Origin of the sequence: Pseudomonas sp. AM4(2022) (assembly GCF_036346515.1) — a bacterium.
Lineage (GTDB): Bacteria > Pseudomonadota > Gammaproteobacteria > Pseudomonadales > Pseudomonadaceae > Aquipseudomonas > Aquipseudomonas paracarnis.
Genome location: NZ_JAOTNW010000009.1, coordinates 211,079 through 233,428, shown reverse-complemented (window position 1 = coordinate 233,428; position 22,350 = coordinate 211,079). Strand labels below are relative to the sequence as shown.

Sequence of the window (22,350 nt, the reverse complement as noted above, 5' to 3'; positions counted from 1 at the left end):
TCAAATCCCCATTACCCTGCCCTGCGCAAGGGGTTTGTTACACAGGTAGATGCCCAGCAGGATGACCGCGCCCCCCACCCACATCGCCATCGTCAGCGGTTCGTCCAGCAGCACCGCGCCGCAAATGACCGCCGTCAATGGGTTGAGCGCGATGAATACCCCGGAGCGTGTGGCGCCTATGCGACGAATGCCATCGTAATAGCCGATATACGCCAGCGCCGAACCCATCACGCCCAGGTACATCAGGCTGAGCAGTTGCGGCAGATCAATAGCGTGCAGCCCTGTCATGGTGACGCTGGGTGAAACCAGCGCCGTAACGCTTAGCATCAGCGTGCCCAGCAGCACCGACCAGGTCACGGTCTGCAACGGACCCAGGCTCTGATTGAGCCCACGGGAGAACAGCGTGTATACGCCCCACCCGGCTACGCAGCCGAGGATCAGCAGGTCACCGGCCCAGGCCATGGTCGCGCCCTGCAATGCCTGGGGGTTGCGGCTGATGATGACGGTCGCCGCGCCTGCCAGGCACAACACGATACCGATACATTTGATGCGGCCCAGGCGCTCCTTGAACAACCACCAGGACGCCAGGCCGATCACCGCCGGGTTCAACGCGACAATCAACGAGGCGCGTGACGCATTGGTGTACTGCAGCCCATAAAAGAAGCACAGGTTGTAAAAGAAAATCCCGAAGAACCCCAACACCGCCAATTGGCCCCATTGGCGCGTGCTGGGGCGTACCAGGGCCGTGCGCGAAACGGCCATGAACAGCAGCAATGCAGCGCTGGCCAACATGAAACGCAGAGTGGCGGCCAGCAGCGGGTGGACCTGATCGGCCAGGTAGCGCCCTGCGACAAAGGTGCCGCCCCAGATCATGGTGACAGCGGCAAGCTTCAGATAAGTGCGGCCATCGGCGAATTGACGCATAAGGCGGTGCTCAGGTGGGGAAGGAATGGGCGTATTCTTTGGCTAATCATTCCTCATCGTAAAATGAGCCTTTACTCATGACCCTGACCCAGCTGGAAATCTTTTCTCTGGTGGCCGAACTGCAAGGTTTTACCAGTGCGGCGCATCGCCTGGGTATCAGCCAGTCGGCGGTGTCCCACGCGATCAAGGCCTTGGAGCAGGAACTGGGGGTGGAGTTGTTTCGGCGCCATCAGACGGCGGTGGAACTGAGCGAGATCGGCGCACAATTGCTGGGGCGCGCCCGGGCCATGCTGGGGCTGGCCAACACCTTGCAGCAGGAAGCGGCGGATGCACGCGGCATGAAGCGAGGCACGCTGCGTATCGGCTCGTTCGGGCCGACGGCGTCGGTTCGGTTGTTACCGCCTATCCTCAGCCGCTTTCGCCAGGTTTATCCGGGTATTGAAGTGCATGTGGATGAAGGGCCTGATCGCCAGGTCATTCAGTGGCTGGATGAACGCCGGGTGGATATCGGTTTTGTGGTGCTGGAGCAGGAACGCTTCGATACGGTCGCGTTGCTGGAAGATCAACTGGTGGCGCTGCTACCGGCCGGGCACCGGTCGGCCGCCAGTGAGGCCGTGCCCCTGCAAGCCCTCTGCGATGAACCCTTTATCCTGACTGAAGCCGGCTCGTCGGAGCTGGTGATGCGCTTGTTCAGTCAAGCCCGATTGCAGCCCAAAGTACGGTACCGCTGTGCGCAGTTGCTCAGTACGTTGGAGGCGGTCAGTCGGGGCGATGGCTTGAGTGTGGTTGCGCAGGCTTCCTTGCCGGAACATAGCGACTGGCGTTATGTGGCGTTGCCATTGGCGCCGCGGGTCCCGCGCCGGATCGGACTGGCGGTGCTGGATCGACGACAGTCTTCCCCGGCTACCCTGGCATTCATCGAGCTGGCGCAGGGGCTGTACCCCTCGCCCACTTAGTTACCTGCCTATGCGCAGCGTCGGCGACACCCTCCACAATCTGTACTTCAACGAACTTTGCGGGTTCGGGCGGGGGGCGGTGCCGGATCCCCGTCAAAACTGACCGAACGGCTAGGTCAACCCGCTTGAAACAAGTGAGCAGGCCTGCGTAATGCCATCTATCATCGGCTTATCTCACTCTTTTTCTCGCGACTGACTGCCCCTATGCCCCTGACTGTCAAAGGCCCACGAAGCCGAGCCGCACGCTATTTCATCAGTGCAACCAGCGGCGTGTTGCCCATCTTGCTGGGGGTTGTGATTCTGTACTGGCAAGCCGAGCGCACCCTTGAGCAAAGCACGGCGCAAACCGCTCAAGAAGCGGTCCGCCAGTTCGACCTGATGCTCGACAATACCGCCATCGCTGCCCAGGCTTTGCTGCCGCTGGCCGGTAAACCTTGTGACAGCAGCGCCAAGTTGGCGCTACGTGAACAAGTCACGCGCCGGCCGTTTGTGCGGGCCACGACGCTGTCCTGGCAGAAAAACATCTATTGCAGCTCGTTGTTTGGCGGTCGCTACCAATCGCCCGTCAACCCGGACGACTATGTGGATGGGCGCCTGTGGTTGATGAAAGGCAACCCCGTTACACCCGATACCGCCCTGCTGGTGTACCGCCTGGTGGAAGGCGATCAAGGCGCGTTTGCTTCGGTTGACGGTTACCACCTCACCAACGCCCTGCGCTTGATCAGCCGTTACGCGTACTTGGTATTGCAAGTCGGCCCGAACTGGCTGGGTGCCGACGGCAAGGTGCATCAAGGCGCGTTGCCGGTATTTGCCGTGGCACCACAACGCCTGGCTTCCGAGCGCTATCGGTACAGTGTCGAGGCCGGGATGCCTGAGGGTGAAGTCTGGCGCTACATGCAGGCGCGGTATCCGGCGCTGTTCAGCCTGGTGGTGTTTTTTGGGATATTGGCGGGGCTGCTCGCTCACTGGCTGCAAAAACGCTCGTCCGCGCCGACCCACGAGTTACAACGCGCCTTGGGAGCCAACGAGTTCATCCCGTATTTCCAACCGGTGGTACGGGGTGACACACGCCAATGGGCCGGCTGTGAGGTCCTGATGCGCTGGAGGCATCCCAAAGAAGGCCTGGTGCGACCGGACCTGTTTATTCCCCTGGCCGAAGACTCTGGCCTGATCGTGCCGATGACCCGCGCCCTGCTGCGCCAGACCGCCGCGCAACTGGCGCCCCATGCGGCACGCTTCAACCCCGGCTTTCATATCGGCGTGAACATCACCGCGCGCCATTGCCAGGACATGGCACTGGTGCAGGACTGCCAGGAATTCCTGGCCGCCTTTCCACCCGGCCAGGTCACCCTGGTGCTGGAGCTGACCGAGCGGGAGTTGATCGAACCTACCGAGACCACTCGCTGCCTGTTCGAGGCCCTGCATCAACTGGGCGTTATGATCGCCATCGATGACTTCGGCACCGGCCACTCCAGCTTGGGCTATTTGCGCAATTTCAATGTCGACTACTTGAAGATCGATCAAAGCTTTGTCGCCATGATCGGTGCGGATGCGCTGTCGCGGCATATTCTCGACAGCATCATAGAGTTGTCGGTCAAGCTGGATCTAGGCATTGTTGCCGAAGGCGTAGAAACAGCCCAACAGTGTGAATACCTCGTTGCCCAAGGCGTGGAGTTCCTACAGGGTTACCTGTTTGGCCGACCATTGCCCTGCGATGAATTCATTAAATCGTTGGGGATCGTTGAATAGCCTTGCGCGACCTACGATGAAAGATTGGTCTTTCTTTAGAAGACATGATTTACTCGGGATGAATTAACTACTACAATTTTTTCTGCCTGTGCAGAACTCGCAGAAGGGTCTTTTTCGTTGACGTGGTTTAACGTTCTTGGCTTATAGCTTTGTCTGCAGTTGATATCAGCAACTACATTATTGGAGTACAGATTTTGTCCAGACTCGCCGAATTTCGCGCAGCAGAAAAAGCCCTTCAAGAGCAGCTTGCACAGCTGGAATCCTTGAAGAATGACGCTGGCTTGAAGAAAGAAATCGAATTCGAAGAAAAGCTCAAGACGCTGATGGGCAAATACGACAAAAGCCTGCGCGACGTGATCGCTATCCTCGATCCAGCGCCACGCAAAGGCGGCGCACCGACCGCCGCCGCCCCAAAACAGCGCCGCGCACGGGTGGTCAAGGTTTACCACAACCCGCACACCGGCGAACTGATCGAGACCAAAGGTGGCAACCACCGCGGCCTCAAAGCCTGGAAAGAAGAGTACGGCGCTGCCACTGTAGACTCCTGGCTTCGCGGCTGAAACATGTACTAAAAAATAGCCCCGCATACGTGGGGCTTTTTTTGCTCTAGCGGTTCGGAATCGAATTTAACTTAGCGTTCATATTGTTCACTTTCGCTCAGCTTGAGCGGGTCAAAGTTTCAGACTGTTACGCACCGAACTGATTTCCTCCTTGCTCGCCTCGTACGCTTGCGCCTGGCCCGCGTATGAAAATACATAGGCCTTATCGACATCCAGCGCACCGACTAATGTTTGCGACAATACGTGTCGACCGTTCTCGGTAATCACACAAGTAGTTTCCAGCGCGTCAAGCCGACTCAATGTCGTGGGGTGCATTTTGCTGCACACGCTTTGATAACCGCCACGGGCAAAGTCTTTCTGGATCGACTTGCGCATCTCCAGCAACACGCCGGGAAGATTAACTTTATGGCCGGTTTCAATCGGCGTCCCGGTCAACTCCATCACCATCAACGTGGCGCCATTTTCATCATTCTTGATCGCTCGCTGCCGGGACACTGCTTGGGGTTTGGCAGGGCGTTCGCCGTCAGGCACGACTTCTTCGACCTGCCAACCGCTGGGCCAATGGACCTGCGGGTCAGCTGCCAGCACAAACGGGCTGCCCAACAACACGCACACAGCACTCAACAGCGGCCTACGAAACTCGATCATTGCAAAAAACACCCAAGGTTCCAGCCGCAAAGTGTGCGGCCCTGCACGCGCTGACCGCAAGGGTTGGGCGCGCTTTTTCATTTGGCGCAGCCGGTGCGCCTTGCGTATCATGGCCCGCCTGCATGGAGGCAGGCCGCAAGCCAATGGACCGCTCATCTCACATTTTTTCTGGAGGGCCCATGAGCCTGCACGAATTGAACACCTTCCCGGGCGTCACTGCCCAACCCGACAATGCTACGGCGAACTTCGTGTTCAACCACACCATGTTGCGGGTCAAGGACATCACCAAGTCGCTGGACTTCTATACGCGCATCCTGGGTTTTTCCCTGGTCGAGAAACGTGACTTCCCGGAAGCCGAATTCAGCCTGTACTTTCTGGCCCTGGTGGACAAGGCCCAGATCCCGGCCGACGCCGCCGAGCGTACCCAATGGATGAAATCAATTCCTGGCATCCTCGAACTGACCCACAACCACGGCACCGAAAACGATGCCGACTTTGCCTACCACAACGGTAACACCGACCCGCGCGGCTTTGGCCATATCTGCATCTCGGTGCCGGACATTGTGGCGGCGTGCGAACGTTTCGAAGCCCTGGGTTGCGACTTCCAAAAGCGCCTGACGGATGGCCGCATGAAGAGCCTCGCGTTCATCAAGGACCCGGATGCTTATTGGGTTGAGATCATCCAGCCGGCGCCGATGTAATAAGCACTGCGTGACGCGCAGCGTCACCGGATGCATTCCCACGCGGAGCGTGGGAACGAGAAAAACCCCATGATCGCTCATGGGGTTTTTCATTTGCAGCCCAGGATTTACGCCGGAGCGGAGGTGCGGATCAGGTGATCGAACGCGCTCAACGAAGCCTTGGCGCCCTCGCCTACTGCAATCACGATCTGCTTGTACGGCACGGTGGTTACGTCACCGGCGGCGAACACGCCAGGCAGTGAAGTCTCGCCACGGGCATCGACAATGATCTCGCCGCGCGGCGACAGCTCTACGGTGCCTTTGAGCCAGTCGGTGTTGGGCAGCAAGCCAATCTGCACAAAGATGCCTTCCAGGTCGATGGTCTTGAACTCACCGCTGTCGCGGTCCTTGTAGGCAAGGCCGGTGACTTTCTGTCCATCGCCTTTGACCTCACTGGTCAATGCACTGGTAATCACATCCACGTTCGGCAGGCTGTAGAGCTTGCGTTGCAACACGGCGTCGGCTCGCAGCTTGCTGTCGAACTCAAGCAAGGTGACATGGCTGACGATGCCGGCCAGGTCAATGGCCGCTTCCACGCCGGAGTTGCCGCCGCCGATCACCGCCACACGCTTGCCCTTGAACAACGGGCCATCGCAATGCGGGCAGAAGCATACGCCGCGGGCTTTGTATTCCTGCTCACCAGGCACACCCATCTCTCTCCAGCGGGCGCCTGTGGCCAGGATCACCGTCTTGGACTTGAGGGTCGCACCGCTTTCGAAGCGAATTTCGTGCAGCTCACCGGCATTTTTCGCCGGTACCAGACGGCTGGCGCGTTGCAGGTTCATGATGTCCACATCGTACTGACGCACATGGGCTTCCAGTGCGCTGGCCAGTTTCGGTCCTTCGGTTTCTTGTACCGAGATAAAATTCTCGATGGACATGGTGTCCAGCACCTGGCCACCAAAGCGTTCAGCCGCCACACCAGTACGAATACCTTTACGTGCCGCGTAGATGGCGGCCGAGGACCCGGCCGGGCCACCGCCAACCACCAGGACGTCGAAGGCCTCTTTGGCGCTGATTTTCTCCGCGGCTTTCTCGATACCGCTGGTGTCGAGCTTGGCGAGGATCTCTTCGAGGCCCATGCGGCCCTGGCCAAAGTTGACCCCGTTCAAGTACACGCTCGGGACCGCCATGATCTGGCGCTCATCGACTTCGGCCTGGAACAGCGCGCCATCAATCGCAACGTGGCGAATGTTGGGGTTCAGTACAGCCATCAGGTTCAGCGCCTGGACCACATCCGGGCAGTTCTGGCACGACAGCGAGAAGTAAGTCTCGAAGCTGAACTCGCCTTTGAGGGCCCGGATTTGTTCAATTACCTCGACACTGGCTTTCGACGGGTGGCCACCAACTTGCAGCAGGGCCAGCACCAGCGAAGTGAATTCATGGCCCATAGGGATGCCGGCGAAACGCAGGTTGATCTCGGCACCCGGGCGGTTGATGGAGAACGATGGCTTGCGCGCATCATTGCCATCGGTGTTCAGGGTAATCAGCGTTGAGAGGCTGGTTACGTCCTGCAAGAGAGCGAGCATTTCCTGGGATTTCGCACCGTCGTCGAGGGAAGCGACGATCTCGATCGGCTGGGTGACCCGTTCCAGGTATGACTTCAACTGAGCTTTAAGATTGGCATCCAACATACGGGCGATTTCCTGTTCATTCGGTTTATTGCAGACAAAAAAACGCCCGAGCGAATCTCGCCCGGGCGTTTTGAGGGCGGATGCAGCTTACTTAAGTGCGGATACCCGCCCTTGATACGCGTTCACAGACTTAGATCTTGCCGACCAGGTCCAGAGACGGCGCCAGAGTGGCCTCGCCTTCTTTCCACTTGGCTGGGCAGACTTCACCTGGGTGGGCAGCGACATACTGTGCGGCCTTGATCTTGCGCAGCAGCTCCGAAGCGTCACGGCCTACACCACCGTCGTTCAGTTCAACGATCTTGATCTGACCTTCTGGGTTGATCACGAAGGTGCCGCGGTCTGCCAAGCCAGCTTCTTCGATCAGTACGTCGAAGTTGCGGGAGATGGTCAGGGTTGGGTCGCCGATCATGGTGTATTGGATTTTGCCGATGGCTGGCGAAGTGTTGTGCCAGGCAGCGTGGGCAAAGTGGGTGTCGGTGGAAACACTGTAGATTTCAACGCCCAGTTTCTGGAATTCGGCGTAGTTGTCAGCCAGGTCTTCCAGTTCGGTTGGGCAAACGAAGGTGAAGTCGGCTGGGTAGAAGAATACAACCGACCACTTGCCTTTCAGGTCAGCGTCAGTCACATCGACGAAGCTGCCGTTTTTGAAAGCGGTGGCTTTAAACGGTTTTACTTGGCTGTTGATGATAGGCATCGTTGACTCTCCGTCAGGGGTTAAGAAGTTGATGAGATGAATCCTACCGGCTCTTTCGGTCGATGGCTCATTGGCAAACCTGATGCTGACGATTGGCTTTCTCTATCAGGTGACGCTATTAATAGAAGAAATCTCAAATCAGCGGTTGGGTCGCCAGGGTCATGCCCAGAAACGGCGTCGCTTCAACATAGCGCATTGCAGATTTCATGTCGTTCCAACCGACGTAACTCATTAGCGACTTCAAATCCCAACCACTGCGATGCGCCCAAGTGGCGAAGCCCCGACGCAGGGAGTGGCTGGTGTATTGATCGGCGGGGATGCCTGCGCGCTCAAGGGCCTGGCGCAGTAGCGGGATCACACTGTTGGGGTGCAAGCCCTCCTCGCCCAGGTTGCCCCAGCGGTCAATGCTACGAAACACCGGGCCGCGAACCAAAGCCGAGGCGCTGATCCACTCGCTATAAGCCTGCACCGGGCACAGCCGCAGCAGCGCCGGGGTCTGGTAGGTCTTGCCGAGGTTGTCTCGATCACTTTTGCTGCGCGGCAAGTACAGGCTGATGCCTGCGCCGGGCACGGCTTGCACATGCTCGATGCTTAATCGGCACAGCTCATCACTGCGAAAACCCCGCCAGAAGCCCAACAGAATCAACGCAGCGTCGCGCTTGGCCCGCAGCAAGCGCGGCTGGTCGTAATGCTCGCTGGCCTGTTTGGCTTCAATGTCCAAGGCTGCGATCACCTGTTCCAACTGCGTGAGCTGCAAAGGCTCGGCCTGGCGTTCCCGCACCGGGTGCACCGCGCGGATGCCCTTGAGCACCTTGCGTACCACCGGCGCTTTCGTCGGGTCGGCAAACCCTTGGCTGGTATGCCATTGCGCCAAGGCCGAGAGCCGCAGTTTTAAGGTGTTGACTGCCAACACCCCGGCATGCGCCACCAGGTAGCGCGCCACGCTGTCACTGGTGGCCGGCAGGAACCCTCCCCAACTGACTTCGAAATGCTCGATGGCCGCGCGGTAGCTGCGGCGCGTGTTGTCGCGGGTGGCGGCGTTGAGATATCGGTCCAGGTCGCTCATAGGCGTCTTTTCGTACTGCTAGCAAGTTGATGACTGATGAAAATGCTTATGACACGGGATAATACGCCAATATCCCATCTGTTAAATCATGAATTTCAACGAGTTTTTAATCATGTTATAGTATGTATATACATACCATGTACCACAGTACTAAATCGACGGAGACCCCATGGCTCGCGGCGGCATAAACAAAGCAGTAGTGCAAACGGCACGCCTGGCGATCCTCGCCCGTGGCGAAAACCCCAGCATCGATGCGGTGCGTATCGAAATGGGTAATACCGGCTCGAAAACCACCATTCATCGCTATTTGAAAGAACTGGACGAAAGCGAGACGCGCCAGACCATCACCCAAGCGCCGATTGACGATGAGCTTGGTGAGCTGGTCGCACGCCTGTCCCAACGCCTGAAAGAGAAGGCCCAAGAGCCGATCGACTTGGCCCTGGCGCAATTCGAGCAACACAAAGCCGCCCTGCTCGCCCAGGTAGAAACCCTGGAAGAGGCGCACACCCAGCTCAAACAGCAATTTGATATCCAGGCCGCGGCCCTGGCCGAAGAAAGTGCGGCACTGCAAACCGCCAGCACCAGCCTGCAGACCGAGCAAACCCGTAACGCCGGGCTGAGCCAGGCGTGCAGCGACTACGAGCTGAGGCTCAACGACAAGGACGAGCAGATTCGCTCACTGGAAGAAAAACACCTGCACGCCCGCGATGCGCTTGAGCATTACCGCACTGCCATCAAGGAGCAGCGTGAGCAGGAACAGCGTCGCCATGAGGGCCAGTTGCAACAGGTACAGGCTGAATTGCGTCAGGCACAGCAAAGCGCACTGGTGCGCCAGGACGAAATCACCCAACTTCATCGCGATAACGAGCGCCTGCTGAGTGAGCAGCGAGTGACCGCCAAGGAATTGAATGCGCTGCAGGAGCAAGCACGCCAGGACCAGGCGCTACAGCTGAAACTTACGGAGCAGCTCAGCCAGATCGACAGCGAACGCACCCTGCTCCAGGAACGCCTACGTGTTGCCGTGCTGGACAGCCAATCACGCCAAGCGGCCCTGCTTGAACACCAGCAGCACAACAAGGCGCTTGAGCTGGACCTGATCAAGGCCCAGGCAAGCATCGAAGCCCTGCGCCTGGCGACCGTCGTTGCAACGGCGCCAGAGGCAGCAGAGCCAACCTGATCAGTCCGCCACAGGTGTGCGCATGGTGACGAATTCTTCCGCCGCCGTAGGATGCACGCCGATGGTTTCGTCGAAATGCTGTTTGGTCGCGCCCGCCTTGAGCGCGATCGCCAGCCCTTGCACGATTTCACCCGCATCCGGGCCGACCATGTGGCAACCCAGCACTTTGTCGGTGTCGGCGTCGACCACCAGCTTCATCAAGGTCTTTTCCTGGCACTCGGTCAGCGTCAGCTTCATCGGCCGGAACCGGCTTTCAAAGATCTGCACGTTGTGGCCTTTTTTGCGTGCATCCTCTTCTGTCAGGCCGACTGTGCCGATATTCGGCAGGCTGAACACGGCCGTCGCGATGTTGGCGTAATCCACCGCGCGGTACTGCTCGGGCTTGAACAACCGCCGCGCCACGGCCATGCCTTCAGCCAGGGCCACCGGCGTCAGCTGCACACGACCAATCACATCGCCAATCGCCAGGATCGACGGCTCGGCGGTCTGATAGAGATCATCCACCGCGACGAAACCGCGCTCGTCCAGTTTGACCCCAGTATTTTCCAGGCCCAGGTTATCCAGCATTGGACGGCGGCCAGTGGCGTAGAACACGCAATCGGCTTCCAGCACGCGGCCATCCTTCAAAGTCGCCTTGAGGCTGCCGTCGGCCTGCTTGTCGATGCGCTCGATGTCGGCATTGAACTGCAAGTCCAGGCCGCGCTTGGTCAGCTCTTCTTGCAGGTGTTTGCGCACCGAACCGTCAAAGCCGCGCAAGAACAGGTCGCCGCGATACAGCAATGAAGTGTGTGCGCCCAAGCCGTGGAAAATGCCGGCAAACTCAACGGCGATATAACCACCACCCACCACCAGTACGCGCTTGGGCAGCTCTTTAAGGAAGAACGCCTCATTGGAGCCAATGGCGTGCTCGCGCCCTGGAATCTCAGGGATCTGCGGCCAGCCGCCGGTGGCGATCAGGATGTGCTTGGCCGTGAAGCGCTCACCGTTGATCTCCACCTGATGGGCATCGACCAGGCGTGCATGCCCTTCATGCAGGGTCACGCCGCTGTTGACCAACAGGTTGCGATAGATACCGTTGAGGCGGTTGATCTCGCGGTCCTTGTTGGCGATCAGGGTCGCCCAATCAAAGTTCGCCTCGCCCAGCGACCAGCCAAAGCCGCTGGCCTGCTCAAAATCTTCGGCAAAATGCGCGCCGTACACCAATAGCTTCTTTGGCACGCAGCCGACGTTCACACAGGTGCCACCCAGGTAGCGGCTCTCGGCCACCGCCACCTTGGCGCCAAAGCCCGCGGCAAAGCGCGCCGCGCGAACACCGCCGGAACCGGCGCCAATTACATACAGGTCAAAATCGTAGGCCATTTCACTCTCCTCGGCAGGACACCAGCATACCGACTTACATGGGGCCGAAAAACGAAAAAGCCACCCGAAGGTGGCTTTCGCTTAAAACATACCGGCAAGCGTGAATCAGTAAGCCTTGCCCGTCTTGTAGAAATGCTCGTAGCAGAAGTTGGTCGCTTCGATGTAGCCCTCAGCGCCGCCGCAGTCGAAACGCTGGCCCTTGAACTTGTAGGCAATCACGCAACCGTCTTTAGCTTGCTTGAGCAGAGCGTCGGTGATCTGGATCTCGCCGCCCTTGCCTGGCTCGGTTTCTTCGATCAGCTTGAAGATGTCCGGCGTGAGGATGTAACGACCGATGATCGCCAGGTTCGATGGCGCGTCTTCCGGTGCTGGTTTCTCGACCATGTCGCGTACGCGGATCAGGCCATCGCCAATATCGTCGCCGGCGATAACACCGTACTTATTGGTTTCGGTTGGGTTGACTTCCATCACCGCAACGATGGTGCAACGGTATTTCTGGTAGAGCTTGACCATCTGGGTCAGCACACCGTCGCCTTCCAGGTTGACGCACAAGTCATCCGCCAGGACCACGGCGAACGGTTCGTCACCGATCAGCGGGCGGCCGGTAAGGATGGCGTGGCCGAGGCCTTTCATCTGAGTCTGACGGGTATAGGAGAACGAGCACTCGTCGAGCAACTTACGGATACCGACCAGGTATTTTTCCTTGTCGGTGCCCTTGATTTGGTTTTCCAGCTCATAGCTGATGTCGAAGTGGTCTTCCAGCGCGCGCTTACCACGACCCGTGACGATGGAGATCTCGTTCAAACCGGCATCCAGTGCCTCTTCCACACCGTACTGAATCAGTGGCTTGTTCACCACTGGCAGCATTTCTTTGGGCATGGCTTTGGTCGCTGGCAAGAAGCGAGTGCCGTAACCGGCTGCTGGGAACAAGCATTTCTTGATCATATGAGTCCTTACAAAGGGCTGTACGTACGGAATTCGGCGCAGTCTAATCAGGCCGCAGTCACCTTACAATGGGTCCTGCTGGCGTTGCGATGTCATCATAGAGAAAAAATGTCGGCGTAAGTTCCGCTGATCCTGCAAAGGGTGTCACCAACGGTCAGTCAGAACCCGCGTCGACCCCTTGATTGAAAGGGCTGCATTGGTTTTAGCACGCTTTTGCGCCCCTGGCACTGACCCGCAACAACTTGCGCCCTGCCCCGGCATTTGGCGCTATCATGGGCGCCTTGAACCAAGACCACGAGATTGCCAACAGATGTCAGAACCAAAAGGTGTAAACGGCTACCTGATCACGAAGCGAGCAGACGGCTGGCACTTGATCAATTTTCACGGTGACAGCGTTGCCGGCGTATTCGAGACCGAAAGCATGGCGATCGCCGTAGCCGAAGTGTTTGTGGATGAGGCAGGCCATGCATCGAGCAAGCGGCCGAAAACCAAGTAAGCCTCGTTGCATTGCTTTGAAAGCCCCGTTAAGCGGGGCTTTTTTGTGGCTGCTGCCCAGGCATCTTCACCGCCACTGCCCCCGAAGCCCGGTTAGTTGTTTCGCGCTATTAACGTCTATTGATTTTCACTGTATGTCATCCCATTCTTACAGCCATCACCCTAACTGAATTATTCGCGTTTAGCCGCATGTAGTTCAATTCTTACAGCCTAAACCAAAGTTTTGGCAAAATGCCATATTCTTCCTATTAGTCGCGATACTGCCTGCCCACATTAATAAGCGAATGTGACGACTTACTTTTTCAAGCCGCCATCACACAATCGTTTCCGCTTCAAACGTGCGCCCAAATGGCAATACAACTAGTTGGAAAGTTAAATCTTCTGATTGGTATTCGGCTGACGATCAGCCGGGTTTGCTGCAGGCCACGTTTGAGGTGAAAAGTCAGTCCCACGCCAACGGGTGGCGGGGGCTCTTCCATGACATTTTTATGTGGGCATCTGCAAATGAAAACTAAGTTCAAAGCTGCACTGTTAACCATCGGGCTGTTCGCGGGCTCCATGTCCGGGGCTCACGCGGCAGATGGAACAGTTACTTTTCTGGGATCGGTGCACTCGGGTGCCTGCTCTATCAAGCCTGAATCCGTGGATCAGACCATTCACCTGGGCGCCATCGCCAAGCATCAATTGCAAACCGGCGGCAAGTCTGAGGCTCGCCGTGTGCTGATTGAGCTGGAAGGTTGCGACCTGACGGACCTGACCGATAACACCGTGACCACGACCTTCACCGCAGCCCCGTCGACCGATGTGCCTGGCGCGATCGGCACCGTCGGCACCGCAGGCCGCGTCGGCATCATGATGACCCATGGCGGCAGCCCTATCCAACTGGGTGTGGCAACCACTCCCCAGGCCATTTCCACCGGTGACAACACGCTGGAATTCGGCGCCTTTGTCCAAGGCGCGGCGACCGGCGACATCGTGCCGGGTGACTTCAGTGCAGTCACCAATTTCACCTTGGCTTATCAGTAAGTAGCCCCCCCGCCACTACAAGGTGGCGGGGGGAACGGGTGGGAGATAAAGGTGAAAAAACTCATAAGTCTGGCCATGAGCTCGTCATTGGCGGTGGTCATCAGCCCTTGGGTGTTCGGGCAGGAGCCTGCGCAAGGTGAAGGGGTCATCACGCTTGGTGGCAGGGTCGTCGACTCCGCGTGCGGGTTGGAATTGACCAGTGCCGATCAAACCATCGAGATGCCCGCCGAGCCCATTGGCCGGCTGTTGCGAAATGCGCTGGGCGAACCACACCCCTTCGATTTGCGCCTGGTCAACTGCTCATTGACGCGCCCGGACCCTTCACGCCCGGGTGCAACGCTACCCGACTGGGAGCATTTGCGGGTGACGTTCGACGGCCCGCGCGACCGGGACGGTCGCTCCTTTGCTGCCTTCGGCGATTCACAGGGTGTTGCCTTTCACATCTGGGATTCGGCCGGCCAGGAGAGCGTGCCGGGCGAGCCGATGGCGCCGCATCCCTTGGCGGAAGGCGACATGACACTTCACTACACGCTGCGGCTGGTGGGTAACGGGCTGCCTTTGGCGCCGGGCGCTCACCGTGTCGCCGTGCGGTTCAAGTTGGAATACTTTTGAACATTGATGGGTTGCTTTCATGCTGAATGCGTCGAAGATCAAACATACGCTGCGCCCCACGCTGTTTGGCGGGCTGATGTCACTGGCAGGCACAGCCTTGAGTGCCGGGGATATCGAATTCAATACCGACGTTCTTGACCTGAATGATCGCACCAATATTGATTTGTCGCGGTTTTCGCGTAGCGGTTTCATTCTGCCCGGCACCTACACAATGCTTGTGCAGATCAACGGCCAGGCGCTTTCCGAGCAGTCGGTGGCGTTTTATCCTCCCGATGATGACCCGAAGGATAGCCAGGCATGCTTGTCCGCGGAGCTTGTGGCACAACTGGGCCTGAAGGCGTCCGAAGCAGCCAAGCTCACGGGGTGGAAAGGCGACGAGTGCCTGGATATCCAAGGCTTGCCAGGTGCCGAGGTGAGTGCAGATCTGGCCACCTCCACATTGAGCATCAACCTGCCCCACGCCTACCTTGAGTACAGCGCTCTTAATTGGGATCCGCCTGCACGCTGGGATGAAGGCGTGCCAGGGCTGCTGATTGACTACAACCTGACGGCGCAGTCCAACGCCCAAAAAAACGAGCGGACCCGCAACCACCTCAGTGGTAACGGCACCCTGGGGGCCAATGCCGGAGCCTGGCGCCTGCGGGCCGACTGGCAGGGGCGGGTCGACAGCGCAAGAGACCGTTCTGCCGGGGAACAGAAGCTGGAGTGGAGCCGCTATTACGCTTACCGCGCCATCCCTTCATTGAAAGCGCGCCTGGTGGTTGGGGAAAACTACCTGTATTCGGACCTGTTCGACAGCTTCCGCTTTACCGGCGCCGCGCTGAACTCGGACGAAAGCCAGCTGCCACCCAACCTGCGCGGTTATGCGCCTGAGGTGGTTGGGTTGGCCAAGACCAACGCCAGGGTGGTCGTCAGCCAACAAGGGCGTGTGTTGTATGAAACCCTGGTGGCGGCCGGCCCCTTTCGCATCCAGGACCTCAACGATGCGGTCACCGGTACGCTGGATGTGCGGGTGGAAGAGCAGGACGGTTCAGTGCAGACCTTCAAGCTCAACACCGCTGGCGTGCCTTACCTGACGCGCCCTGGGCAAGTTCGATACAAGCTGGCGACCGGGCGGCCATCGGACCTTCAATATGGCGCTGACGGCAACTTTTTCGGCACCGGCGAATTCTCCTGGGGCGTGAGCAACGGCTGGTCGTTGTTTGGCGGCGCCATAACCGATAACAACTACCGGGCGGCCACTGTTGGTGCAGGCCGCGACCTGTTGGTGTTGGGCGCTTTATCGCTGGATGTCACCCAATCTCACGCTAACCTGTGGAATCAAACGCTCTCAGGCAAATCCTACCGCCTGCAATATTCGAAGAACTTTGAACAGTACGACAGCCAAGTCACCTTCGCCGGTTATCGGTTCTCCGATAAGAACTTCCTGAGCATGAGTGAATACCTCGATGCTCGTCATTACGGCATGAACGGCGAACTTGCCGGGCGCGGACAACATGACGAATTCGGCCAATATGCCGCCGAGTTCAAACCCATCGGCGGTAGCAAGGCGCTTTATACGGCGACCGTTAACAAGCAGTTCCGTGACTTGGGTGCCACGGTGTACGCCAGTTATAACAAACAGACTTACTGGTCGCGCCCAGCCAGCCAGCGCTGGAACTTGTCGGTGTCTCGCTACTTCAATGTTGGCACCGTCAAAAACATGAGTTTATCACTCAACGTCTATCGCACCCTGGATTACAACTATAAGGATAACGGCATGGCGCTGACGGTCAGCCTGCCGTTAGGACGCAGCGGCACGCTGTCGCTGGACGCCAGCCGGGCGGCAGGCAAGAACGGCTTTTCAACCCGCTACAGCGATCGCCTCGATGAGCGCAACAGTTACCAACTGACGGCAAGCGATAATTCAGCCAGTGGTTATCTCAGCCACATGGGTGATCAAGCGGACCTGACACTGGCCGCCAGCCGGCAACAAGGCAGTCGCACCAGCCTCAGCCTGTCGGCCCGCGGCGGCGGCACGCTTACGCCACACGGCGCGGCGCTGCATCGTACCAACAGCATGGGCGGCACCCGTTTGATGGTGGATACCGGCGGCGTGCCTGACGTGCCGGTGCGCGGTTACGGCTCGCCGACCCGCAGCAACGCCTTCGGTAAAGCGGTGATCGCCGACCTGAGCAGCTACCAGCGTACGGCGGCCAGCGTCGATCTGGAGAGTTTGCCCAGCAATGTCGAAGCCACGCAATCCGTCGCCCAACTGACCCTCACCGAAGGCGCCATTGGTTATCGCGCCTTGGACGTGATTGCCGGTGAGAAGGCCATGGCAGTGCTACGCCTGCCCGATGGCAGCTCGCCGCCCTTTGGGGCGACGGTCCAGAACGCCAAGCAGCAGGACACCGGCATCGTGAATGACGGCGGCAATGTCTACCTCAGCGGCATTCAAGCCGGTGAACAGATGGTCGTCAGCTGGGGCGGTAACGAGCGCTGCACCCTCACCCTCCCCGACGTCTTGCCCGCTGACGGCTTGAGTAACGCCCTGCAACTGGACTGCCGAATCGCAGCCACCGATCAACCCTTGTCTGCGCCGGCAGAGCTGACCGGCAAGCCCCCCGCTATGGAGACCACATCCTCATGACCCTGTACAAACGCGTCACCCTCTCGACCCTCGCCCTGCTGACGCTCGCCTTGAGCCACAGTGCCAACGCCGCGATCGGCCTGGACCGTACCCGCGTGATTTTCGACGGCGGCAAGGACGCCACCAGCGTGAACATCACCAATAACAACACCCAATTGCCTTACCTGGCCCAGGGCTGGATCGAGAATGAAGAGGGCCAGAAACTCACCACGCCCTTGATCGTGCTGCCCCCGGTGCAGCGCCTGGAACCGGGCAAACAGAGCCAGGTAAAAGTCCAGGCGCTGCCAGCGGCCAAGTCATTGCCCCAGGATCGAGAGACGGTCTACTACTTCAACCTGCGGGAAATTCCGCCGCGCACCGATAAGGCCAACACCCTGCAAATCGCGCTGCAAACCCGGATCAAATTGTTCTACCGACCTCAAGCCATTACGCCCAGCCAGCAGGACCTGTCCAACCCCTGGCAGGAAAAACTGACCCTGACCCGGCAAGGCGAGCATTACCGGGTGAATAACCCGACGCCCTACTACGTGACCCTGGTGGATGCGCGCAGTACCAAGGAGGGCAAGACCGTGGCCGGTTTCGAGCCAGTGATGGTACCGCCCAAAGGCACGCTGATCCTGGGCCCGACTGCCAAAGCCCTGGGCCCTACCCCGCACTTGGCCTACGTCAATGATTACGGCGGTCGTCCGCTGCTGGCCTTCATCTGCAGCGGCGAGACTTGCAAGGTCAACCTGCAAGCAGCACCGCCCAAACAGTAAGTCTGTCGCTGGAGTCAGCCATGAAGTCTCATTACATAAAGGCATTGGGCGGCCTGCTCCTGGTTTTGGGGGGGAGCGCGAAGGCCGAGGATATCGAGGGCATGAATGGCGTGCTGAATATTTCCGGGTCCATGCACGAAACCCCGTGCAGCCTGGAAATGACCTCGCTGCATCAGACCATTGAACTGGGCGACGTCTCCACCAGCCAATTACGCCGCCCCGGCGACCAGGCCAACCAAGTGGCGTTCCAGTTGCGCTTTACCGAGTGCAACCGCACCGCCGGCAGTATCCGCAGTGAACGCACCGGCAACCTGACCTGGAGCGCCTTTCAACCGGTGCTGTCGGTGGCCTTCCTCGCGCCTGCCGATGACGACGATTCGCGCCTGGTCAAAGTACAAGGCATCACCGGCCTGGGGCTGCAGCTGACCGACGCCTTGGGCCGGGACGTACAACTGGGCCAACGCGGCGAACCGCTGTTCTTGCCCCTGGGCGGTAACACCAAGACCTGGAACGTGCGGCCCACGCGCACCGCTGCGCCATTGACCAGCGGGGCGTTCCGGGCCGTGGTGGATTTCAGGCTCAATTATGAGTAAGGGCAAAACCATGGCTAAGTCATACGGCCCCTGGGCCGTGTTTATGGGCAGCGGCCTGCTCTGGGCACTTAGCCTGGGTGCGCAGGCCGAGACCAACCTGACCATCCGCGCGGTGATCGTTGCGCCGCCGCCGTGTGTCATCAACAGCGGAAGTACGCTCGACGTGCCTTTTGGCAATGACCTGCTGACCTCGCGAGTCGACGGGGTCAACTACCGTCGTGGCGTGCCGTACACCGTCACCTGCAACGCCCCTTTCAGCAACGCGCTGACCCTGGAACTCAGGGGCACGGGCGCCGCATTCGACAGCCGCGTGCTGGTCACCCGCAAGCCGGACCTTGGGGTGAAGCTGTTCGTCAATGGCGCCGATTGGCCATTGAACACGGCAGTGAATTTCACCTACCCCAACGTACCGGTGGTGCAGGCGGTACCGGTCAAACGCCCGGGCAGCACGCTGACCGGAGGCGCATTCGATGCCGCCGCCACCCTCGTGGTCGATTATCAATGAAGAGGAATGACCAATGATCTGTTGGCCGCAGCGAGCGTTGCTCGCCTTGTGCTCCCTGGGCCTGTGCAGTGCTGCATCGGCCAATCTGACGTTCAGCGGCACACTCAACGAACCTCCCCCATGCACGATCGATGCGGGCAACACCATCGAGGTAGATTTTGGCGATGTCGGGATCAAGCGCGTCGACGGTGTGCAATACCGCAAAGGCGTGGGCTACACCATCAACTGCGGCATCGACACGCTGCCATGGGCGCTGAAGTTGAGTGTCAATGGCACGGCAACCACGTTTGACGGTGCTGCAGTACAGACGAGTGTACCGGCGCTGGGTATCCGGGTTTTCCAGAACAACCTGCCATTTTCACTCAATACGCCACTGGAAATCAGCCTGTCGTCACCGCCGGTACTGGAAGTGGTCCCGGTCAAACAGCCGGGGGCAACCCTGGCACCCGCACGGTTTACGGCGGTGGCTACGCTGTTGGCCGAATACCAGTAGGAGTCGAACCCATGGGACACAAACACCATAAGAACTGGCCGTGTACCGCGCTGATACTGACCTTGGGCCTGATCTCCGACGCAAAAGCGGCGGACAACCTCAGTTTCAAAGGCAACCTGGTTGAAGAAGCATGCACAATTCGCCCCGGCGACGAGGCCATCACCTTGGAACTGTGGGACGTTACCAGCAAGCATCTCTATATCAACACACGTACTCAGGGTAAAAATTTTCGGCTGCACCTGGAGGACTGCGATACCACTATCGGCAAGACGGTCAACATCCTGTTCGGCGGTCGGGAAAACATGGCGCTCCCCGGATTGCTCGCTCTGGATCCTGGCAGTGGCGCCACCGGTGTCGCCGTCGGCCTAGAGACATTGAGCAACAAACCACTGCCTTTGAATCAAGTCAGCGACGATCAGGTGTTAAGTGAGGGCAGCAATGTCATTGAACTTAAGGCTTATCTGCAGGGTGAGCCCCAGGCCATCCAGGACAAAACCATAGGGCAAGGTGCGTATACGGTGACTTCCACTTTCACGCTCGATTATCCCTAACCTCAAAACGCTTCCGGGCAGCTTGCCCTGCTCGTTGATGACTTATAGGCAAGTGCCTGGAAGAAGAGCAACAAGAGATCAATATGAAACGACTCTATGGAGCCCTCGTGCTTCTCGTGCTGACAAGTGTCACTACAACCGCTCAGGCCGTCGACTGTCGAGTCAATGGCGGGCCATGGCAAAATGGCAACCCTAACTTGCAAGTCCCCGTTACGGTCACACTGAGCGCAGACCGTACCAGGATCACATTGGAAGGTGCACGGTTGGAATGTCGGTTTACTTATAGTGGAGGCCCTGCCTGGCATGCCGACTATTGGGCATCCGGAAGCGCTGCAGGCACCGCTTGGACCCCAGGCCCCAAGTTCACCGGCGAGCGCACCGGCCTGCGCATCAATGGTGCTCACTACAACACGCCGGTTCCCTCGGGTATAGGGATAGTCACCGTACCCAATAACGGAGTCTTTTACCCGATCAATGTCACGCCCTATATCCTGGTGCGTAACTATCCGGCCAATCCGATCGATGTTCGGATTGGCGATAACCTTGGAATCTTGCGTCTTACCGCCACCAACAACTACAACTCAGAGTCGGCGAATCTGACGGTTACGTACACTGCGGCGAACAACTTCACCGTTTCGCCATCAACATGCACGATCAATAATAACAATCCCATCGAAATAAACTTCGGCAATGTACACCAGCGGGGCATAGGCACCGATCCCTTGACCACCACCATCCGCAGTGACCGCAGGCTCACCTACTCATGTCCGGATGGCGGGGTTAACACACCGATCACCATTACTTACAAGGGCACGCCCTCATCGTTTGACAATCGGCTCTTGACGATGAGTAACCCGGACGTAGGGACCGCGTTGGTTCGTGCAGGGTCGGCGGTTCGGGTCAATGGCTCGTTTCTGACTCGCATTACCAACAGCGCAGGCGGCGATGACGTGACCTTTACGCTGGTGCGGCGAGCCGGGTCACTGCCCACCGCAGGGGCTGTCAGCGGCAGCGGTGTGCTGGTGATGGGGGTGCCGTAAGTCAGTAAGGCTAAGCGCCAAGTCAGCCCGGGAGGTGTGCCGTTGCAGATCTTGTTTTCTGAGACTGCACACCATGTGGCAGTTCGCTATAATCCGCGCCAACGCCCCACGACAGTGTCAGCGCCCTCCACTTCTTCTCGACGATGACTTCTATGAACAAAATTCTGGCACTGACCGCAGTACTGGCACTGGCCGGCTGCACCACCACTTCAGACACCTTGCTGAAAAATGGCGAACAAGGCTTGACCATTGACTGCTCGGGCGAGGCCAACTCATGGGCCAGTTGCTACGAGAAAGCTGACGCCTCCTGTGCCGGCACCGGTTACCGCATTGTCGGCACCAATGGCACGCCAGCCCTCAAGGAAAGCGACAAGACCCTGGGCCAGGACGTGGGCAACTTCAAAGGCCGCAGCGTGGTGGTGGTCTGCAAGTAACGCTGCTACAGGTGCACTTCAGCGAACTTGATCCCCAGGCCACGCAGGGTTTCGATCAGGTCATCCAGGCGCGCGAATGACTCGACCTCATCCTGCTCGTCCACCAGGAAGTAGCTGCGCCCGCCGCTCTTCTTGAAAAACACGATCCACTCGCCCAAATCGGCGGGGTTCTGGATGACATGGGTGGCCGAAATCTGCCCTTCGGCATGGTGGGCTTTGACGTGGTCTCGTTTCATAACGGGCTTTCCAGAAAAAACAAATGCCGCTCAAACCCCAGGTTTGAGCGGCATCTTTGTAGTGAATGCCCGACAGTTTAACGGATACGTACCGTCCCTGCAGGGTAAGGGCTTTTTTATCGGGAGTGAGGGATGAGCCTGTGGCTCAACCGGAAATGCATTCTTCCCCCGCCTTCTTCACGTCGCCCGGGCGGATGGGCACATTGGACATGCTTTCATAAAGCTTGATGCTGCTACCGCTGGAGCGGTCTTCGATTTCAAAGATTGCCGAAGGGTCTGCCGAGAACTTCTGCGGCACGATCACCTGAATGCCATCTTTATGGGGCTCGATCTGCGGCGGCCGACGGGTCGCCTCCAATTTGCGCACCACACACGCTGCATATTCCTGCGGCTTCTTCCCTGAGATGACCACCAATGTTGGCGGGGTCTGCTTGATATCTGCAACCGAAGCACACCCACCTATTGCCAAGGCCAGCACCAACACACTCCACTTCATACAAAAACCTCCGATAAAGACCCTACG

Annotated in this window: 25 protein-coding genes; 16 read left to right on the top strand and 9 right to left on the bottom strand. The window is 58.6% G+C overall.

All coding sequences use genetic code 11. The features are described 5' to 3' along the window. The gene (locus tag ODQ19_RS15045; protein ID WP_330210494.1) at positions 1-924 is read right to left on the bottom strand and encodes a DMT family transporter; all 924 of its coding nucleotides are present in this window, start codon (positions 922-924) and stop codon (positions 1-3) included. Between the two features lie 77 nt (positions 925-1,001). On the opposite strand from ODQ19_RS15045, the gene ODQ19_RS15040 reads away from it, so the two are divergent. The 3 genes from ODQ19_RS15040 to ODQ19_RS15030 all read left to right on the top strand — a co-directional run bounded on the left by ODQ19_RS15040 (position 1,002) and on the right by ODQ19_RS15030 (position 4,189). Further along, a complete protein-coding gene (locus ODQ19_RS15040) occupies positions 1,002-1,880 on the top strand; it encodes a LysR family transcriptional regulator (RefSeq protein ID WP_330210493.1) in 879 nt (292 codons plus the stop codon). A gap of 204 nt (positions 1,881-2,084) precedes the next feature. Then, positions 2,085-3,629 (top strand): EAL domain-containing protein, encoded by a 1,545-nt coding sequence (locus tag ODQ19_RS15035; protein ID WP_330210492.1) that lies wholly within the window; start codon positions 2,085-2,087, stop codon positions 3,627-3,629. Between the two features lie 194 nt (positions 3,630-3,823). Continuing rightward, positions 3,824-4,189 (top strand): histone-like nucleoid-structuring protein, MvaT/MvaU family, encoded by a 366-nt coding sequence (locus tag ODQ19_RS15030; RefSeq protein WP_330210491.1) that lies wholly within the window; start codon positions 3,824-3,826, stop codon positions 4,187-4,189. A gap of 111 nt (positions 4,190-4,300) precedes the next feature. Here the strand turns inward: ODQ19_RS15030 and ODQ19_RS15025 are convergent, their stop codons facing one another. Beyond that, the gene (locus ODQ19_RS15025) at positions 4,301-4,837 is read right to left on the bottom strand and encodes a DUF4946 domain-containing protein (RefSeq protein ID WP_330210490.1); all 537 of its coding nucleotides are present in this window, start codon (positions 4,835-4,837) and stop codon (positions 4,301-4,303) included. A 179-nt stretch (positions 4,838-5,016) separates the two neighbouring features. Here ODQ19_RS15025 and gloA point away from each other — a divergent pair, with 179 nt between their 5' ends. After that, positions 5,017-5,538 carry a lactoylglutathione lyase gene (gene gloA / locus ODQ19_RS15020; protein WP_003191301.1) on the top strand — a complete coding sequence of 174 codons (522 nt, stop codon included), beginning with the start codon at positions 5,017-5,019 and terminating at the stop codon, positions 5,536-5,538. A 107-nt stretch (positions 5,539-5,645) separates the two neighbouring features. Here gloA and ahpF read toward each other — a convergent pair whose 3' ends face one another. The 3 genes from ahpF to ODQ19_RS15005 form a co-directional block, all read right to left on the bottom strand. Continuing rightward, on the bottom strand, positions 5,646-7,211 hold the full coding sequence (ahpF, locus tag ODQ19_RS15015) for an alkyl hydroperoxide reductase subunit F (RefSeq protein WP_330210489.1): 1,566 nt from the start codon (positions 7,209-7,211) through the stop codon (positions 5,646-5,648). A gap of 130 nt (positions 7,212-7,341) precedes the next feature. Next, positions 7,342-7,905 (bottom strand): alkyl hydroperoxide reductase subunit C, encoded by a 564-nt coding sequence (gene ahpC / locus ODQ19_RS15010; RefSeq protein ID WP_003191303.1) that lies wholly within the window; start codon positions 7,903-7,905, stop codon positions 7,342-7,344. 133 nt (positions 7,906-8,038) lie between these two features. Next, a complete protein-coding gene (locus ODQ19_RS15005; RefSeq protein ID WP_330210488.1) occupies positions 8,039-8,971 on the bottom strand; it encodes a site-specific integrase in 933 nt (310 codons plus the stop codon). A 169-nt stretch (positions 8,972-9,140) separates the two neighbouring features. Between ODQ19_RS15005 and ODQ19_RS15000 the strand changes: the two genes are divergently transcribed. After that, positions 9,141-10,148: a DNA-binding protein gene (locus ODQ19_RS15000; RefSeq protein ID WP_330210487.1), complete on the top strand. Its 1,008-nt coding sequence runs from the start codon at positions 9,141-9,143 to the stop codon at positions 10,146-10,148. Here ODQ19_RS15000 and gorA read toward each other — a convergent pair whose 3' ends face one another. Further along, positions 10,149-11,507 (bottom strand): glutathione-disulfide reductase, encoded by a 1,359-nt coding sequence (gorA, locus tag ODQ19_RS14995; protein WP_116666082.1) that lies wholly within the window; start codon positions 11,505-11,507, stop codon positions 10,149-10,151. It abuts the gene before it with no gap. Between the two features lie 105 nt (positions 11,508-11,612). Further along, complete coding sequence (gene galU / locus ODQ19_RS14990; protein WP_003173830.1) at positions 11,613-12,452, bottom strand: UTP--glucose-1-phosphate uridylyltransferase GalU; 840 nt, start codon at positions 12,450-12,452, stop codon at positions 11,613-11,615. A gap of 310 nt (positions 12,453-12,762) precedes the next feature. On the opposite strand from galU, the gene ODQ19_RS14985 reads away from it, so the two are divergent. The 11 genes from ODQ19_RS14985 (at position 12,763) to ODQ19_RS14935 (ending at position 21,591) form a co-directional block, all read left to right on the top strand. Further along, positions 12,763-12,948: a hypothetical protein gene (locus ODQ19_RS14985; protein WP_003191311.1), complete on the top strand. Its 186-nt coding sequence runs from the start codon at positions 12,763-12,765 to the stop codon at positions 12,946-12,948. Positions 12,949-13,451: 503 nt separating this feature from the next. Beyond that, a complete protein-coding gene (locus ODQ19_RS14980; protein ID WP_330210486.1) occupies positions 13,452-13,973 on the top strand; it encodes a fimbrial protein in 522 nt (173 codons plus the stop codon). A gap of 51 nt (positions 13,974-14,024) precedes the next feature. Continuing rightward, entirely contained in the window at positions 14,025-14,585 is a 561-nt protein-coding gene (locus ODQ19_RS14975; RefSeq protein WP_330210485.1) for a fimbrial protein, read from the top strand. 19 nt (positions 14,586-14,604) lie between these two features. After that, positions 14,605-17,217 (top strand): outer membrane usher protein, encoded by a 2,613-nt coding sequence (locus tag ODQ19_RS14970; protein WP_330210484.1) that lies wholly within the window; start codon positions 14,605-14,607, stop codon positions 17,215-17,217. Further along, positions 17,214-17,975, top strand: a complete 762-nt coding sequence (locus ODQ19_RS14965) for a fimbria/pilus periplasmic chaperone (protein ID WP_330210483.1) — start codon at positions 17,214-17,216, stop codon at positions 17,973-17,975. The genes ODQ19_RS14970 and ODQ19_RS14965 overlap by 4 nt, the downstream gene beginning before the upstream one ends. Positions 17,976-17,995: 20 nt before the next feature. After that, complete coding sequence (locus ODQ19_RS14960; protein WP_330210482.1) at positions 17,996-18,568, top strand: fimbrial protein; 573 nt, start codon at positions 17,996-17,998, stop codon at positions 18,566-18,568. Between the two features lie 10 nt (positions 18,569-18,578). Next, positions 18,579-19,073 carry a fimbrial protein gene (locus ODQ19_RS14955; RefSeq protein ID WP_330210481.1) on the top strand — a complete coding sequence of 165 codons (495 nt, stop codon included), beginning with the start codon at positions 18,579-18,581 and terminating at the stop codon, positions 19,071-19,073. 13 nt (positions 19,074-19,086) lie between these two features. After that, entirely contained in the window at positions 19,087-19,566 is a 480-nt protein-coding gene (locus ODQ19_RS14950; protein ID WP_330210480.1) for a fimbrial protein, read from the top strand. 11 nt (positions 19,567-19,577) lie between these two features. Further along, positions 19,578-20,117 carry a fimbrial protein gene (locus ODQ19_RS14945; RefSeq protein ID WP_330210479.1) on the top strand — a complete coding sequence of 180 codons (540 nt, stop codon included), beginning with the start codon at positions 19,578-19,580 and terminating at the stop codon, positions 20,115-20,117. A gap of 83 nt (positions 20,118-20,200) precedes the next feature. Next, positions 20,201-21,157, top strand: a complete 957-nt coding sequence (locus ODQ19_RS14940) for a fimbrial protein (protein WP_330210478.1) — start codon at positions 20,201-20,203, stop codon at positions 21,155-21,157. 152 nt (positions 21,158-21,309) lie between these two features. Further along, positions 21,310-21,591, top strand: a complete 282-nt coding sequence (locus ODQ19_RS14935) for a hypothetical protein (RefSeq protein ID WP_005788201.1) — start codon at positions 21,310-21,312, stop codon at positions 21,589-21,591. Between the two features lie 5 nt (positions 21,592-21,596). On the opposite strand, the gene ODQ19_RS14930 is transcribed toward ODQ19_RS14935, so the two are convergent. Both ODQ19_RS14930 and ODQ19_RS14925 read right to left on the bottom strand, forming a co-directional pair. Beyond that, positions 21,597-21,827 carry a hypothetical protein gene (locus ODQ19_RS14930; RefSeq protein ID WP_116666090.1) on the bottom strand — a complete coding sequence of 77 codons (231 nt, stop codon included), beginning with the start codon at positions 21,825-21,827 and terminating at the stop codon, positions 21,597-21,599. Positions 21,828-21,972: 145 nt separating this feature from the next. Further along, positions 21,973-22,323, bottom strand: a complete 351-nt coding sequence (locus ODQ19_RS14925) for a hypothetical protein (protein WP_003191317.1) — start codon at positions 22,321-22,323, stop codon at positions 21,973-21,975. Positions 22,324-22,350: the final 27 nt, after the last annotated feature.